Below are 15,171 nucleotides of genomic sequence, written 5' to 3'. Positions count from 1 at the left end.
CTTCGTGAAGACGGACGTTTTCTTGCTGTAGGCCGCGCCGCGCAGCTTTGTTGGGGTTTATGTTATGTCCGAACAGTTTCTCTATTTTCTACAGCAGTTGCTTAACGGGGTGACCTTAGGCAGCACCTATGCGCTGATCGCCATCGGCTACACCATGGTTTACGGCATTATCGGCATGATCAACTTCGCCCACGGCGAAGTCTATATGATCGGCAGCTATGTCTCTTTTATCGTTATCGCCGCGCTGATGATGGTGGGGATTGACGTCAGCTGGGTATTGATCGGCGCCGGTTTCCTTGCGGCGATCGTGATCGCCAGCGCCTGGGGCTGGAGCATCGAGCGCGTCGCCTATAAGCCGGTGCGCTCATCCAAGCGCCTGATCGCGCTGATTTCCGCCATCGGGATGTCTATTTTCCTGCAAAACTACGTCAGCCTGACGCAGGGCTCGCGCGATCTCGCGCTGCCAAGCCTGGTGAGCGGGCAGATGACGCTGGGTGAAAGCAACGGCTTCTCCGCGACCATCAGCACCATGCAGGTGGTGATCTGGCTGGTGACCTTCGTGGCGATGCTGGCGCTGACGCTGTTTATCCGCTATTCGCGCATGGGCCGCGCCTGTCGCGCCTGCGCCGAAGATCTGAAGATGGCCAGCCTGTTGGGCATCAATACCGATCGCGTGATCTCGCTGACCTTCGTGATCGGCGCGGCGATGGCGGCGGTAGCGGGCGTGCTGCTGGGGCAGTTCTATGGCGTCATTAACCCCTACATCGGCTTCATGGCCGGTATGAAGGCCTTTACCGCGGCGGTGCTGGGCGGCATCGGCAGCATTCCCGGCGCGATGCTGGGCGGCCTGGTGCTGGGCATCGCCGAAGCGCTGACCTCCGCCTATCTCAGCACGGAATATAAGGATGTGGTCTCTTTTGCGCTGCTGATTGTGGTGCTGCTGGTGATGCCGACGGGCATTCTGGGTCGGCCGGAGGTAGAGAAAGTATGAAGCCCGCTCAATTTATCAATGCCATTATCTCGGCGCTGATGCTGCTGATACTGGCGGCTTTCTTTATGGGGCTGCGCCTTGACCTTGAAGGCACGCGGCTGGTGGTGGAAAACGCGGGCAGCGTGCGCTGGAACTGGATCGCCGTCGGCTGCGCCGTGGTGTTTATCTTTCAGCTGCTGCGCCCGCTGTTCGGCCGCGGCCTGAAGCGCGGCGGTCACGGCGGTTTCGTCCTGCCGAGCTTTGACGGCAGCACGCCGAAACAGAAGCTGCTGGCGCTGCTGTTTATCGTGGCGGCGGTGATCTGGCCGTTTCTCGTCTCGCGCGGCACGGTGGACATTGCTACCCTGACGTTGATCTACGTGATGCTCGGTCTCGGCCTGAACGTGGTGGTGGGACTCTCCGGCCTGCTGGTGCTGGGCTACGGCGGCTTCTACGCCATCGGCGCCTACACCTTCGCGCTGCTGAACCACTACTACGGCCTGGGCTTCTGGCAGTGTCTGCCGCTGGCGGGGCTGGTGGCGGCGATGTTCGGCCTGCTGCTCGGTTTCCCGGTGCTGCGCCTGCGCGGCGATTATCTGGCGATCGTCACGCTCGGCTTCGGCGAAATCGTGCGTATCCTGCTGCTGAACAATACCGCCATTACCGGCGGGCCGAACGGCATCAGTCAGATACCGAAGCCGACCTTTTTCGGCCTGGAGTTTAACCGCAGCCCGCGCGAAGGCGGCTGGGACACTTTCCACCACTTCTTTGGGCTGAAGTACGATCCCAGCGACCGCATTATCTTCCTCTATCTGGTGGCGTTGCTGTTGGTGGTGCTGACGCTGTTCGTAATCAATCGGCTGCTGCGTATGCCGCTGGGCCGCGCCTGGGAAGCGCTGCGCGAAGATGAAATCGCCTGCCGCTCGCTGGGTCTCAGTCCGACGCGCATTAAGCTGACCGCCTTTACTATCAGCGCCGCCTTCGCCGGTTTCGCCGGCAGCCTGTTCGCCGCGCGGCAGGGCTTTATCAGCCCCGAATCTTTTACCTTCGCCGAATCGGCCTTTGTATTGGCGATTGTGGTGCTGGGCGGTATGGGTTCGCAGCTGGCGGTGATTCTGGCGGCGATACTGCTGGTGGTGTCGCGCGAGCTGATGCGCGATCTCAACGAATACAGCATGCTGGTGTTAGGCGCGCTGATGGTGCTGATGATGATTTGGCGTCCGCAGGGGCTGTTGCCGATGCAGCGTCCACAGCTGAAGTTGAAGCGTGATGAACAAGGAGAGCAGGCATGAGTCAGCCTTTACTGGCCGTAGAGGGCCTGATGATGCGCTTCGGCGGTCTGCTGGCGGTCAACAACGTGTCGCTTGAGCTGCGTCCGCAGGAGATCGTCTCTTTAATCGGGCCGAACGGCGCCGGAAAAACCACGGTGTTCAACTGCCTGACCGGTTTTTATAAGCCGACCGGCGGATCGATTAAGCTGCGCGACCATCAATTGGCGGGCATGGCGGGCCAGCAGATCGCCCGTATGGGGATTGTGCGCACCTTCCAGCATGTGCGTCTGTTCCGTGAAATGACGGTGATTGAAAACCTGCTGGTGGCGCAGCATCAACATCTGAAAAGCGGCCTGTTTTCCGGCCTGCTGAAAACGCCCGCTTTTCGCCGCAGCGAAGGCGAGGCGCTGGACTACGCCGCCAGCTGGCTACGGCGCGTCGGTTTACTGGAAATGGCGAACCGTCAGGCGGGCAACCTGGCCTACGGCCAGCAGCGACGTCTGGAGATCGCGCGTTGTATGGTGACGCGCCCGGAAATCCTGATGCTGGATGAACCGGCGGCGGGGCTCAACCCTAAAGAGACCCACGAGCTGGATGCGCTGATCGCCGAACTGCGCAGCGAGCATAAGGTATCGGTGCTGTTAATTGAGCATGATATGAAACTGGTGATGGGCATTTCCGATCGGATTTACGTAGTGAATCAGGGAACGCCGTTGGCGAACGGCACGCCGGAAGAAGTGCGCAACAACCCGGACGTGATCCGCGCATATTTAGGTGAGGCATAACATGGCGAATCCGATTTTAACGCTCAGCAAGGTGAGCGCGCACTACGGCAAGATTCAGGCACTGCATCAGGTCAGCCTGCATATCAACCAGGGCGAAATCGTCACGCTGATCGGCGCCAACGGCGCGGGGAAAACCACGCTGCTCGGCACGCTGTGCGGCGAACCGCGCGCGTCTGAAGGAGAGATTACCTTTGACGGCAAGGCGATTACCGACTGGCAGACGGCGCGCATCATGCGCGAAGCGATCGCCATCGTACCGGAAGGACGCCGCGTCTTTTCGCGCATGACGGTAGAGGAGAACCTGGCGATGGGCGGTTTTTTCGCCAGCCGCCAGCAGTATCAGCAACGCATCGAGCGGGTCTACGATCTCTTTCCGCGTCTGCTGGAGCGTCGGGTGCAGCGCGCCGGCACCATGTCCGGCGGCGAACAGCAGATGCTGGCGATTGGCCGCGCGCTGATGAGCCAGCCGCGCCTGCTGCTGCTGGATGAGCCGTCGCTCGGCCTCGCGCCGATCATCATCCAGCAGATCTTCGATACCATCGAACAGCTGCGTCAGGAGGGCATGACCATCTTCCTGGTGGAGCAGAACGCCAACCAGGCGCTGAAGCTGGCCGACCGCGGCTACGTGCTGGAAAACGGCCACGTCGTGCTGGAGGACAGCGGCGATGCGCTGCTGGCGAACGAGGCGGTGCGCAGCGCCTACCTCGGCGCGTAAATTTCACCGGCGGCCCGCGCTGACGCGGGCCGTTTTTTATCTTTTTAATCCCATCCTGAATATCGGAAGGCGGGCCGTTTCTTTTTTCAGACGCGCCATCCCGCTGCCATCTCACTGTCATTTTCCGGTCATTTAACGGTTATCTTTCCGTCATTTTCGCGTGTCATGTTACTTCGCGAACGAAAAAAAAGCGTGATTTCGTATACACCTACAATGTCACAGGAAAATGCTATGTCCTCCTTTACGTTTCGTCATACCGCTCTCAGCATGGTGCTGGGGCTGGCACTGAGCAGCAACGCCCTAGCCGCGACGGAAATTCCGTTCTGGCACTCAATGGAAGGCGAACTGGGCAAAGAAGTTGACTCACTGGCACAACGTTTTAACCAGGCGCACCCGGATTACAAAGTCGTACCGGTTTACAAAGGCAACTATGAGCAGAGCCTGGCGGCGGGCATCGCAGCAGTGCGCACCGGCAAAGCGCCTGCGATATTGCAGGTGTATGAAGTGGGCACCGCTACCATGATGGCGTCGCGCGCCATTAAGCCGGTCTATGAAGTGTTTAACGATGCGGGCATCAAGTTCGATGAATCGCAGTTTGTGCCGACGGTCGCTGGCTATTATACCGATGCGAAAAGCGGTCATCTGCTGTCGCAGCCGTTCAACAGCTCCACGCCAGTGCTCTACTACAACAAAGACGCCTTCATAAAAGCGGGGCTCGATCCTGAGCAGCCGCCGAAAACCTGGCAGCAGCTTGAGAAGGATACTGCGGCGCTGCGTAAAGCGGGTGTGAAATGCGGCTACGCCAGCGGCTGGCAGGGCTGGATCCAGATTGAAAACTTCAGCGCCTGGCACGGTCTGCCGGTCGCGACGGAAAACAACGGCTTCGGCGGGACGAATGCGCAGCTGATTTTCAACAAGCCGGAGCAGGCGCGTCATATCGCCATGCTGGAGGAGATGAACAAGAAAGGAGACTTCACCTACTTTGGCCGTAAGGATGAGTCGACCGAGAAGTTCTACAACGGCGACTGCGCCATCACCACCGCCTCTTCCGGTTCGCTGGCGGACATTCGTCAGCACGCCAAATTCAACTACGGCGTCGGCATGATGCCGTATGACGAAACCGTGCCCGCCGCGCCGCAGAACGCCATTATCGGCGGTGCCAGTCTGTGGGTGATGCAGGGCAAAGACAACGCCACCTATAAAGGCGTCGCCGAGTTTCTGCAATTCCTGACCCAGCCGGAAATCGCCGCCGAATGGCATCAGAAAACCGGCTATCTGCCGATCACGCAGGCCGCTTTCGACCTGACGCGCCAGCAGGGTTTCTATGACAAAAACCCCGGCGCGGATATCGCCACCCGCCAGATGCTGAACAAGCCGCCGTTGCCGTTCACCAAAGGGCTGCGCCTCGGCAATATGCCGCAGATCCGCACCATTGTGGATGAGGAACTGGAAAGCGTCTGGAACGGCAGCAAAACGCCGCAGGCCGCGCTGGATTCCGCCGTACAGCGCGGCAATCTGCTGCTGCGTCGCTTTGAGCAACAGGTGAAATAAACCGGGTCGGGCGGCAAAGGCCGCCCGGCTATCCGCTGACGCAACGCACGTTTTATCCCGCCGATCTGTTATGGAATTGCCGCATGTCCAGCTCTCGTCCCGTTTTTCATTCGCGCTGGTTACCCTGGGTGCTGGTTCTGCCCCAGCTGTTAATCACGCTGATCTTTTTTATCTGGCCCGCCGGAGAAGCGCTCTGGTATTCGGTGCAGAATGTCGATCCCTTCGGCTTTTCCAGCACCTTTGTCGGGCTGGAAAATTTCCGCCGCCTGCTGGACGACGACTACTATCTGGAATCCTTCTGGACCACGCTGATCTTCAGCGCGCTGGTGACCGGCTGCGGGCTGATTATCTCGCTGCTGTTCGCTGCGCTGGCGGACTACGTGCTGCGGCTGCGCCGCTTTTATCAGACGCTGCTGCTGCTGCCCTACGCGGTAGCGCCCGCTATCGCAGCGGTGCTGTGGATGTTCCTGTTTAATCCCGGCATCGGCCTGATCACCCATTTCCTGCATGACTTCGGCTACAACTGGAACCATGCGCAGAGCAGCGGACAGGCGATGTTTCTGGTGGTGCTGGCCTCGGTCTGGCAGCAGATCAGCTACAACTTTCTGTTCTTCTTCGCGGCGCTGCAATCGATTCCCCGTTCGCTGGTGGAGGCGGCCGCCATCGACGGCGCCGGGCCGGTGCGCCGCTTCTTCAGTTTATCGCTGCCGTTGATCGCGCCGGTGAGCTTCTTCTTGCTGGTGGTGAACCTGGTGTACGCCTTCTTTGACACCTTCCCGGTGATCGACGCGGCGACGCAGGGCGGGCCGGTGCAGGCGACCACCACGCTGATTTATAAAATCTACCGCGAAGGCTTTGCCGGTCTGGATCTCTCGTCGTCCGCCGCGCAGTCGGTGGTGCTGATGTTCTTAGTGATTATTCTGACCGTGATTCAGTTCCGCTACGTTGAGCGTAAGGTGCGTTACCAATGATTGAAAACCGGCGCGGGCTGGATATTTTCAGCCACCTGATGCTGATCGCCGGCATCCTGACCATTCTGTTTCCGCTATGGGTCGCCTTCGTCGCCGCGACGCTGGATAACCAGCAGGTGTTTCAGGTGCCGATAACCCTGATCCCTGGCACCCAGCTGTGGCATAACGTGCGTGAAATCTGGCTGCACGGCGTCAGCAGCCAGAGCGCGCCGATGAGCGTGCTGCTGATCAATAGCACGCTGATGGCGCTGGGCATCACGATCGGCAAAATCACCGTTTCGATCCTTTCCGCGTTTGCGCTGGTCTGGTTTCGCTTTCCGCTGCGCAACCTGGTGTTCTGGATGATCTTTATTACCCTGATGCTGCCGGTGGAGGTGCGTATTTTCCCCACGGTAGAGGTGGTGGCGAACCTGAAGCTGCTCGACAGCTACAGCGGGTTGACCCTGCCGCTGATGGCCTCCGCGACCGCGACTTTTCTGTTTCGCCAATTCTTCATGTCGCTGCCGGATGAGCTGATCGAAGCGGCGCGGATTGACGGCGCCAGCCCGATGCGTTTCTTCCGCGATATCGTGCTGCCGCTGTCGCGCACCAACCTGGCGGCGCTGTTCGTGATCACCTTTATCTACGGCTGGAACCAGTATCTCTGGCCGATTCTGATCACCAGCGAAACGCGGATGGGCACCGCTGTGGCGGGCATTCGCAGCATGATTTCGTCCGGCGAGGGTACTACCCAGTGGAATCTGGTGATGGCGGCGATGCTGCTGACGCTGATCCCGCCGGTAGTGGTGGTCATGGTGATGCAGCGGGCGTTTGTTCGTGGTCTGGTCGAAAGTGAGAAATAAATTATGGCAGCAGTAACCCTTCAGGCCGTTACTAAATCGTATGACGGCAAGCAGCAGATTATTCAGCCGTTGGATGTGTCGATCCGCGACGGCGAGTTTATGGTGATGGTCGGTCCTTCGGGCTGCGGCAAATCGACGCTGCTGCGTATGGTGGCGGGCCTGGAGCGCGTCACCAGCGGTGATATCTATATCGACGCCGAGCGCATGACGGAAAAGGAGCCGAAAGATCGCGGCATCGCGATGGTATTCCAGAACTACGCGCTCTATCCGCATATGACGGTGGAAGAAAACATGGCCTGGGGCCTGAAAATCCGCGGGATGGGACGCGAGCTGATCCGCCAGCGCGTGCTGGAAACGGCGCGCAGCCTGGAGCTGGAGGCGTTGCTGAAGCGTCGGCCGCGCGAGCTTTCCGGCGGTCAGCGTCAGCGCGTGGCGATGGGACGCGCCATCGTGCGCGAACCGGCGGTGTTTCTGTTTGATGAGCCGCTCTCCAACCTGGACGCGCGTCTGCGTGTACAGATGCGGCTGGAGTTGCAGCAGCTGCATCGTCGACTGCAAACCACCAGCCTGTACGTTACGCACGATCAGGTCGAAGCGATGACACTGGCGCAGCGGGTAATGGTGATGAATAAAGGGGTTGTCGAGCAGGTCGGCACGCCGGTGGAGGTTTACGAGCGTCCCGCCACGCGCTTCGTCGCCAGCTTTATCGGCTCGCCCGCCATGAACCTGTTCGACGGCCAGTTCAGCCACGACGGCGGCGCGTTTCAGCTGGCGGACGGCTTTGTGCTGCCGCTGGCCAACGCGCAAAGCCGCTGGGCGAACCAGGCGGCGACGCTGGGCATTCGCCCGGAGCATATTCGGCTTAGCAGTCATGAGGCGGGCGGCATTCCCTTAACCGTCGATACGCTGGAGATCCTCGGCGCGGATAATCTGGCGCATGGCCGCTGGGGCGACAGGCAAGTTGTGGTACGCTTGCCGCACGTTGAGCGCCCTGCGCCGGGCAGCCTGCTGTGGCTGCATCTGCCGATGGAGGCGCTGCACTTTTTTTCTGCCGAACATGGAGCCCGACTGGAATGACGCATCCCTGGCCTTATCCGCGCATCGTCGCGCATCGCGGCGGCGGCAAACTGGCGCCGGAAAATACCCTCGCCGCCATTGATACCGGCGCCCGCTACGGGCATACCATGATTGAATTTGACGTCAAGCTGTCGCGCGATGAGCAGATCTTCCTGCTGCATGACGATACGCTCGATCGCACCAGCAACGGCTGGGGCGTGGCGGGCGAGCTGCCGTGGGAAAAGCTGGCGCAGCTGGATGCGGGCGGCTGGTTCGGCAGCGCTTTCGAGGCGGAGCGGCTGCCGCTGCTGTCGGAGGTGGCGGCACGCTGTCGTCAGCATCATTTGATGGCCAATATCGAGATCAAGCCGACCACCGGCAGCGAACGACATACCGGACAAGCGGTAGCGCTGGCGGCGCGTGCGCTCTGGCGCGGCGAAACGCCGCCGCTGCTTTCTTCCTTCTCCTTCGAGGCGCTGGAGGCGGCGATGCAGGCGGCGCCGGAACTGCCGCGCGGCCTGCTGTTGGATGAGTGGGATGAAAACTGGCAGGCGATGACGCAGGCGCTGGACTGCGTCTCCCTGCACCTGAATCATCGTTTACTGAACGCGGCGCGCACCGAAGAAATCAAGCGCGCCGGATTAAGGATTCTGGTTTATACCGTCAACCAACCCGAACGCGCGCGCCTGCTGCTGGAGTGGGGCGTCGATGCGATCTGTACTGACCGCATCGATATCATCGGCCCCGATTTCTGACCATCAGTTGTTATTCTGATTGATTGGCGGGTAGTGACTGGTGCTGCCCGGCTGCGACTGGATCACGCGCTGCTGCGTGCTGTTGCGCTGCTCTTGCAGACGGCGCTGCGTCTGCTGCGTTTGCCACTGCTGATCCTGACGCAGCTTATTCTGCTGCTGCGCCTGGTTCGACTGCATCTGGTTTTGCAGCCGCTGCTGGCTTGGGTTGTAGCCGGGCTGGTTCGGGTTATTGTTGTTGTTAAGCATATTCGCCATGCCGCTAAGCGGCAGCAATGCGATAAAAACCATCAGTAATTTTTTCACTTTCTTTCTCCTTCCAGGACGACGACGCCGTCGTCCGTTGCCTTCTCTAAGTTTAACTCACCCTGCGCTATCGGCATGACGACGCGCGCTAATTTGCGTTAATTCTCGCTTTTTCGGCTTACTTTGTGCATGTTTATCAAAAGTAAACACAATGTAAAAAACAATAAGGCGGGTGAATGATATGCAAAAAAATATGAAGGGTTGGGGGCTGGCCGCGTCGCTGCTGGCATCGCTCTGGGGCGCGCCAACCTTAGCGCTGGTGCAAAACGCGCCGCCGGTGTCCTATGGCATCGAAGCGGATACGTTCCATCCGGTAAGGGCGCAGCAGGGCATGGTCGCTTCGGTCGACGCCACCGCGACGCAGGTTGGGGTGGATATTCTGCGACAGGGCGGCAACGCCGTCGATGCCGCCGTCGCGGTCGGTTTTGCGCTGGCGGTTACCCATCCGCAGGCGGGCAACCTGGGCGGCGGCGGCTTTATGCTGTTGCGCACCGCCGCCGGACGCACCACCGCCATCGATTTCCGCGAAATCGCGCCGTCGCGCGCCAGCCGCGATATGTTCCTGGATAAGCAGGGCAACGCCGACAGCAAGCTCTCTCTGACCTCGCCGCTCGCTTCCGGCACGCCGGGCACGGTGGCGGGCTTCGCGCTGGCGGCGCAAAAATATGGCACCCTGCCGTTAAGCCGCCTGCTGCAACCGGCGATCAAACTGGCGCAGGAGGGCATTGTCGTCAATGACGCGCTGGCCGACGATCTGAACACCTACGGCAAAGAAGTCTTGCTGAGCCACGACAACAGCCGGGCGATCTTCTTTAAGCCGGACGGCGCGCCTTATCAGAAAGGCGAGCGGCTGGTGCAGAAGAATCTGGCGCACAGCCTGTCGCTAATTGCGCAGCAGGGGCCGGACGCCTTCTATAAAGGCGCCATCGCCGATGAGATTGCGGCGGAAATGGCCGGGAACGGCGGATTGATTGGCAAAGCGGACCTGGCGAATTATCGCGCAATTGAGCGTCAGCCGATCGGCGGCAGCTATCGTGGCTATCAGGTCTTCTCCATGCCGCCGCCATCCTCCGGCGGCATTCATATCGTGCAGATCCTGAATATTCTGGAGAACTTCGACCTGGCGAAAATGGGCTTCGGCAGCGCCGATGCGATTCAGGTGATGGCGGAGGCGGAAAAGTATGCCTATGCCGATCGCTCTGAATATCTGGGCGACCCCGATTTTGTTAAGGTGCCCTGGCAGGCACTGACCAGCAAAGCCTATGCGAAATCGCTGGCGCAGCAAATCGATGTCGCCAAAGCGCGTCCGTCGGATCAGATCAAGCCCGGTAAGCTGGAGCCCTATGAAAGCAACCAGACCACTCACTTCTCCGTTGTGGATAAGCAGGGCAATGCCGTGGCGGTCACCTACACGCTGAATACCAACTTCGGCAGCGGCATCGTCGCGGGTAAAAGCGGCATTCTGCTGAACAACGAAATGGATGATTTCTCCGCGCGTCCCGGCACGCCGAACGTTTACGGTCTGGTAGGCGGCGAGGCGAACGCCATTCAGCCGGGCAAACGGCCGCTTTCGTCAATGTCGCCGACTATCGTGGTGAAAGAGGGTAAAACCTGGCTGGTTACCGGCAGTCCGGGCGGCAGCCGCATTATTACTACCGTGTTGCAAATGGTGGTGAACAGCATCGATTTCGGTATGAACGTGGCGGAGGCGACCAGCGCGCCGCGCTTTCATCACCAGTGGCTGCCGGATCAGCTGCGGGTTGAGAAGGGCTTTAGCCCCGATACGCTGAAGCTGCTGAGCGCGAAGGGGCAGAATGTCGAAGTACTGCCGGCGATGGGGAGCACCCAGAGCATTATGATCGGGCCTGACGGTACGCTGTACGGCGCGTCCGACCCGCGCACCGTCGATGATTTAACGGCAGGGTATTGATCGTTAGCGAATGCCGGGTCGGCCGGGTATGCGACCGGCCCGGACAGGCATCGCGGCGTTACGTGCGCGGCGGACGCAGCCGCGCCATATAATGCACGTCCACCCATTCACCCGCACGCAGCGCATAGCGAGACGCCGTCCCCTCAATAACAAAGCCGAATTTGCGATAGAGCGCCAGCGCCGCAAGGTTATCGGTATAAACCGTCAGCTCAATGCGCTCTACGTTCAGCCAGTTATCGCACAGGTCAATCATGGCGCGCATCAACGCTCCGGCTACGCCTTTGCCGCGCTGGGCAGCATCTACACCAAGGCCGAAACAGGCGCTGTGCCGGCGGCGCGGCGATTGATTGACCTCCAGCGTCAGCTGTCCGACTACGCGTTCTTCAAGACAGGCGACCAGCGAATAATGGCCAGGTTGCTGTCTGGCGATGCGTTCCTGCCACTGGGTTAATGAAGGATAAGGAATTTGCAGGGTGTCGCTAAAGGTGCTTTCCTGCCCATAGATATGCTGCAGGGCTTGCGCATCCTGCGGCTCAACGTAACGCACCACGATTTTGCTCATGCTGTTTCCCGGTTATGAAACGCGTGTCGTCAACGGCTATCCGCGTCGGCTGTTTCGACGAGAATAGTTTTCCTGTCTGGAGAAATCTACTGCCGCAATGCCGGTGACGATCAGGGATTTAAACGCTTTTCCGCGCTGGCGTAACGTTCCAGGAGCGGTTCTACATAGCTGAGGTCGCTATGCCTGTTTCAACAATATCCAGCCGTGCGTTTAATCAGGAAGTATCAAAAGCTAAAAAGTTATCTGAAAACGGCCCGGTTTATATTACCGATCGGGGTAAATCTGTATATGTCTTAAGGAGGTGGTGCTTCGGTGCGCGACTGCATGTTCCTGATAAAGGGTTTGAAAATGATGCGCTGATTGCCTCAACCGCCAGCCAGCATAAGATGACAATGGTGACGCGCAATACGAAAGATTTCGCTGATATGGATGTGCCGTTGCTCAATCCCTGGCGGTATGAAGCTATCGAAAATTAGCGCTGGCTTGAGTTGCCGCTCACTTTTTTTACTGAAAAAAGAATAAAACCGTAATAAAAGGGTTTACAGATGCGAATGATAATGATTATTATTGTCACGCACTCCAGCGAGGCCGGTATGGACTCACTGCGAAGGCACGACATTGCTCACATTGCTTCCAGTATTTCTTAGCCAGCCGGGTGCTGGCTTTTTTTTGCCCTCGCATCATCTCATTTTTCTCCACAAAATCTTTTCGCCTGATACGCCCCATACGTTCACTTTTTTTGAACAGAGGCGTGAAGTTTTTCAGCTATCATTCAGGCCGTTCCGGGCCCAGACTATAAAAAAACATTGAGGAGCCTTGAACATGATTTACGTACGTAAAGCGGAAGAACGCGGACATGCCAATCACGGCTGGCTGGACAGCTGGCACACTTTCTCATTCGCCAACTATTACGATGCTAACTTTATGGGCTTCTCCGCGCTGCGGGTGATTAACGAAGATATCATCGATGCCGGTCAGGGTTTCGGCACCCATCCCCATAAAGATATGGAAATCCTGACCTACGTGCTCTCCGGCACGGTGGAACATCAGGACAGCATGGGCAACAAAGAGCAGATCCCGGCGGGGGAGTTCCAGATCATGAGCGCCGGCACCGGCGTGCGTCATTCTGAATACAACGCCAGCAGCAGCGATCCGCTGCATCTGTATCAGATCTGGATTATCCCGGAATCCACCGGCATTGAGCCGCGTTATGAGCAGCGCCGCTTCGCCGACGTACAGGGCCGCCAGCTGATCCTGTCGCCGGATGCGCGCGACGGCTCGCTGAAGGTTTATCAGGATATGACGCTGTCGCGCTGGGTGCTGAAGGCGGGCGAAAGCGATAACGTCACGCTGGACGCTGCGCGTCGCATCTGGATTCAGGTAGTGAAGGGCGATGTGCAGGTCAATGACCAGCCGGTCACCACCAGCGACGCGCTGGCCATCTGGGAAGAGAGCGCCCTGACGCTGAAAGCCGGCAGCGATGCGGAAATCCTGCTGTTCGATCTGCCGCCGGTATAAGTTAATAACCGCGCCGTCCTGTTCTGACGGCAGCATGGCCTCAGGCCGCCGGGACCTTCGCCCGGCGGCCTTTTTTACCGTCTTCTCTCTTTTCGCGTCGGTGCGCCGTCGCGTTTATCCGATGAAACCGGTTTTGTCGCCGATTCGTCCTCTTCTTTCATCAATCACGCTTTGTTTGCGCACCGTTACGTCGGCCACGCTTTCCCTGCTCGTGGCGCCTGCCTTTTTTTTGTAAACTCAGCGTCATCTCTCTCTGCCCGGCGAACCACCATGAAGAAAAAAAGACCGGTACTGCAAGATGTTGCCGATCGCGTCGGCGTGACAAAAATGACCGTCAGCCGCTACCTGCGCAATCCGCAGCAGGTATCCGCCGCGCTGGGGGCGAGAATCGCCGTCGTGCTGGATGAGCTGGGCTACATTCCCAACCGCGCGCCCGATATGCTGTCAAACGCCACCAGCCGCGCCATCGGCGTGCTGCTGCCGTCGTTGACCAACCAGGTCTTCGCCGACGTGCTGCGCGGCATTGAAACCGTCACCGACGCCGCAGGCTACCAGACGCTGGTGGGCCACTTCGGCTACAACGCGGATAAAGAAGAGTTGCAGCTGCGATCTCTGTTGGGGTGGAATATTGACGGCCTGATCCTGACCGAACGCACCCATACGCCTGCCAGCCTGCGTATGATTGAAACCGCAGGCATTCCGGTAATTGAAATGATGGACAGCGTCTCGCCCTGCCTGGATATGGCGGTAGGCTTTGATAACGTCGAGGCGGCGCGTCAGATGACGCGCGCTATTCTGGCGAAAGGCCATCGTCATACCGTTTATCTGGGCGCGCGCCTGGATGAGCGCACGCTGCAAAAACAGCAGGGCTATGAGCAGGCGATGCGCGAAGCGGGGCTGGAGCCGCGCAGCGTAATGATGGAGGAAGCGTCCTCGTTCAGCGCCGGCGCCATGCTGTTACAGGAGGCGCGTCAGCGTTACCCGCAAACCGACAGCCTGTTCTGCACCAATGATGATTTGGCGATAGGTGCTATGTTTGAATGTCAGCGCCAGGGCTTGCGCGTACCGGAGCAGATGGCGATCGCCGGTTTTCACGGACACGATATCGCGCATGTGGTGACGCCGAAACTGGCGACGGTGCTGACCCCGCGCGATCGCATGGGACGTGAGGCGGCGACGCTGCTTCTGGCGCGTATTGGCGGTGATAACAGTGTGCGACAGCCGGTGGATGTAGGTTTTGAGATTGAGGAAGGAGAAAGCATCTGAATCTGATGTTTTTTTGAACCCGCTCACAATTCCAGGCTTTTCTTCGCAGACAGGTTGCGCTGATGTACGCACGTACTGAGAATGGGTGCGGCAATGTTATCGGTAACATTCGCATTTTCATCTGCCGGAGCTAACAACAATGCAAATTAAGTCGCCGTCACATCATGTATTCATTTTGATGGGCGTATCAGGCAGCGGTAAATCCGCCGTTGCTTATGAAGTCTCTCACCAGTTGAAAACCGCGTTTCTCGATGGCGATTTTCTTCATCCGCGTGCCAATATCGAAAAGATGGCCGAAGGTCACCCGCTTAACGACAGCGACCGTCAGCCCTGGCTACAGGCGGTTAACGATGCGGCGTTCGCCATGCAGCGTACTCAGGCGGTGTCGATCATCGTCTGTTCCGCACTGAAAAAAAGCTATCGCGACATCCTGCGCAACGGCAACGATAACCTCTCCTTCATCTATCTGAAGGGCGAGTTTGAAACCATCGAAAGCCGACTAAAAGCGCGTAAAGGTCATTTCTTCAAACCGCAAATGCTGGTCTCACAGTTTGACACTCTGGAAGAACCGGGCGCCGATGAAAATGATGTGCTGGTGGTGGATATCAATCATTCCCTGCCGGAAGTCGTTGCCGCCACTATCGCCACCATTGAGGGTGCGATCAAAAAGGATTAG

Annotated in this window: 16 protein-coding genes; 14 read left to right on the top strand and 2 right to left on the bottom strand. The window is 58.7% G+C overall.

The window, feature by feature from the left end:
* Nucleotides 1–64: 64 nt before the first annotated feature.
* The 9 genes from livH (at nt 65) to ugpQ (ending at nt 8,916) form a co-directional block, all read left to right on the top strand.
* Nucleotides 65–991 carry a high-affinity branched-chain amino acid ABC transporter permease LivH gene (livH, locus tag MYY08_RS19050; RefSeq protein WP_038629657.1) on the top strand — a complete coding sequence of 309 codons (927 nt, stop codon included), beginning with the start codon at nt 65–67 and terminating at the stop codon, nt 989–991.
* Nucleotides 988–2,262, top strand: a complete 1,275-nt coding sequence (locus MYY08_RS19045) for a high-affinity branched-chain amino acid ABC transporter permease LivM (protein WP_038629658.1) — start codon at nt 988–990, stop codon at nt 2,260–2,262. Before livH ends, MYY08_RS19045 begins: the two co-directional genes overlap by 4 nt.
* Nucleotides 2,259–3,026, top strand: coding sequence for a high-affinity branched-chain amino acid ABC transporter ATP-binding protein LivG (gene livG, locus MYY08_RS19040; protein WP_038629659.1), 768 nt, complete (start codon nt 2,259–2,261; stop codon nt 3,024–3,026). The genes MYY08_RS19045 and livG overlap by 4 nt, the downstream gene beginning before the upstream one ends.
* Before the next feature lies 1 nt (nt 3,027).
* A complete protein-coding gene (gene livF, locus MYY08_RS19035; protein ID WP_038629660.1) occupies nt 3,028–3,741 on the top strand; it encodes a high-affinity branched-chain amino acid ABC transporter ATP-binding protein LivF in 714 nt (237 codons plus the stop codon).
* Nucleotides 3,742–3,972: 231 nt separating this feature from the next.
* Complete coding sequence (ugpB, locus tag MYY08_RS19030) at nt 3,973–5,292, top strand: sn-glycerol-3-phosphate ABC transporter substrate-binding protein UgpB (RefSeq protein WP_038629661.1); 1,320 nt, start codon at nt 3,973–3,975, stop codon at nt 5,290–5,292.
* An 83-nt stretch (nt 5,293–5,375) separates the two neighbouring features.
* A complete protein-coding gene (gene ugpA, locus MYY08_RS19025) occupies nt 5,376–6,263 on the top strand; it encodes a sn-glycerol-3-phosphate ABC transporter permease UgpA (RefSeq protein ID WP_038629662.1) in 888 nt (295 codons plus the stop codon).
* On the top strand, nt 6,260–7,105 hold the full coding sequence (gene ugpE, locus MYY08_RS19020; RefSeq protein WP_084969866.1) for a sn-glycerol-3-phosphate ABC transporter permease UgpE: 846 nt from the start codon (nt 6,260–6,262) through the stop codon (nt 7,103–7,105). The genes ugpA and ugpE overlap by 4 nt, the downstream gene beginning before the upstream one ends.
* 3 nt (nt 7,106–7,108) lie before the next feature.
* Nucleotides 7,109–8,182: a sn-glycerol-3-phosphate import ATP-binding protein UgpC gene (locus MYY08_RS19015; protein ID WP_190296402.1), complete on the top strand. Its 1,074-nt coding sequence runs from the start codon at nt 7,109–7,111 to the stop codon at nt 8,180–8,182.
* A complete protein-coding gene (ugpQ, locus tag MYY08_RS19010) occupies nt 8,179–8,916 on the top strand; it encodes a glycerophosphodiester phosphodiesterase (protein ID WP_038629665.1) in 738 nt (245 codons plus the stop codon). The genes MYY08_RS19015 and ugpQ overlap by 4 nt, the downstream gene beginning before the upstream one ends.
* Before the next feature lie 3 nt (nt 8,917–8,919).
* On the opposite strand, the gene MYY08_RS19005 is transcribed toward ugpQ, so the two are convergent.
* On the bottom strand, nt 8,920–9,219 hold the full coding sequence (locus tag MYY08_RS19005; RefSeq protein ID WP_038629666.1) for a DUF2756 domain-containing protein: 300 nt from the start codon (nt 9,217–9,219) through the stop codon (nt 8,920–8,922).
* 181 nt (nt 9,220–9,400) lie between these two features.
* On the opposite strand from MYY08_RS19005, the gene ggt reads away from it, so the two are divergent.
* Nucleotides 9,401–11,149, top strand: a complete 1,749-nt coding sequence (ggt, locus tag MYY08_RS19000; protein WP_038629667.1) for a gamma-glutamyltransferase — start codon at nt 9,401–9,403, stop codon at nt 11,147–11,149.
* A 58-nt stretch (nt 11,150–11,207) separates the two neighbouring features.
* On the opposite strand, the gene MYY08_RS18995 is transcribed toward ggt, so the two are convergent.
* The gene (locus MYY08_RS18995) at nt 11,208–11,711 is read right to left on the bottom strand and encodes a GNAT family N-acetyltransferase (protein ID WP_038629669.1); all 504 of its coding nucleotides are present in this window, start codon (nt 11,709–11,711) and stop codon (nt 11,208–11,210) included.
* Between the two features lie 179 nt (nt 11,712–11,890).
* Here MYY08_RS18995 and MYY08_RS18990 point away from each other — a divergent pair, with 179 nt between their 5' ends.
* From MYY08_RS18990 to gntK, 4 genes are all read left to right on the top strand, one after another.
* A complete protein-coding gene (locus MYY08_RS18990; protein WP_038629670.1) occupies nt 11,891–12,187 on the top strand; it encodes a PIN domain-containing protein in 297 nt (98 codons plus the stop codon).
* Nucleotides 12,188–12,533: 346 nt separating this feature from the next.
* Nucleotides 12,534–13,229, top strand: coding sequence for a pirin family protein (locus MYY08_RS18985; protein ID WP_038629671.1), 696 nt, complete (start codon nt 12,534–12,536; stop codon nt 13,227–13,229).
* 270 nt (nt 13,230–13,499) lie between these two features.
* A complete protein-coding gene (gene gntR / locus MYY08_RS18980) occupies nt 13,500–14,495 on the top strand; it encodes a gluconate operon transcriptional repressor GntR (protein ID WP_038629672.1) in 996 nt (331 codons plus the stop codon).
* Nucleotides 14,496–14,634: 139 nt separating this feature from the next.
* Nucleotides 14,635–15,171: a gluconokinase gene (gntK, locus tag MYY08_RS18975; protein WP_038629673.1), complete on the top strand. Its 537-nt coding sequence runs from the start codon at nt 14,635–14,637 to the stop codon at nt 15,169–15,171.

Origin of the sequence: Mixta sp. (assembly GCF_024610815.1) — a bacterium.
Lineage (GTDB): Bacteria > Pseudomonadota > Gammaproteobacteria > Enterobacterales > Enterobacteriaceae > Mixta > Mixta calida.
The sequence above is the reverse complement of the archived record's forward strand: the minus strand, read 5'-3'. Positions and strand labels throughout refer to the sequence as shown.

Coding starts and splice junctions, on each gene's coding strand:
- livH (WP_038629657.1), top strand. CDS start 65: ATGTCCGAACAGTTTCTCTATTTTCTACAGCAGTTGCTTAACGGGGTG.
- MYY08_RS19045 (WP_038629658.1), top strand. CDS start 988: ATGAAGCCCGCTCAATTTATCAATGCCATTATCTCGGCGCTGATGCTG.
- livG (WP_038629659.1), top strand. CDS start 2,259: ATGAGTCAGCCTTTACTGGCCGTAGAGGGCCTGATGATGCGCTTCGGC.
- livF (WP_038629660.1), top strand. CDS start 3,028: ATGGCGAATCCGATTTTAACGCTCAGCAAGGTGAGCGCGCACTACGGC.
- ugpB (WP_038629661.1), top strand. CDS start 3,973: ATGTCCTCCTTTACGTTTCGTCATACCGCTCTCAGCATGGTGCTGGGG.
- ugpA (WP_038629662.1), top strand. CDS start 5,376: ATGTCCAGCTCTCGTCCCGTTTTTCATTCGCGCTGGTTACCCTGGGTG.
- ugpE (WP_084969866.1), top strand. CDS start 6,260: ATGATTGAAAACCGGCGCGGGCTGGATATTTTCAGCCACCTGATGCTG.
- MYY08_RS19015 (WP_190296402.1), top strand. CDS start 7,109: ATGGCAGCAGTAACCCTTCAGGCCGTTACTAAATCGTATGACGGCAAG.
- ugpQ (WP_038629665.1), top strand. CDS start 8,179: ATGACGCATCCCTGGCCTTATCCGCGCATCGTCGCGCATCGCGGCGGC.
- ggt (WP_038629667.1), top strand. CDS start 9,401: ATGCAAAAAAATATGAAGGGTTGGGGGCTGGCCGCGTCGCTGCTGGCA.
- MYY08_RS18995 (WP_038629669.1), bottom strand. CDS start 11,711: ATGAGCAAAATCGTGGTGCGTTACGTTGAGCCGCAGGATGCGCAAGCC.
- MYY08_RS18990 (WP_038629670.1), top strand. CDS start 11,891: ATGCCTGTTTCAACAATATCCAGCCGTGCGTTTAATCAGGAAGTATCA.
- MYY08_RS18985 (WP_038629671.1), top strand. CDS start 12,534: ATGATTTACGTACGTAAAGCGGAAGAACGCGGACATGCCAATCACGGC.
- gntR (WP_038629672.1), top strand. CDS start 13,500: ATGAAGAAAAAAAGACCGGTACTGCAAGATGTTGCCGATCGCGTCGGC.
- gntK (WP_038629673.1), top strand. CDS start 14,635: ATGCAAATTAAGTCGCCGTCACATCATGTATTCATTTTGATGGGCGTA.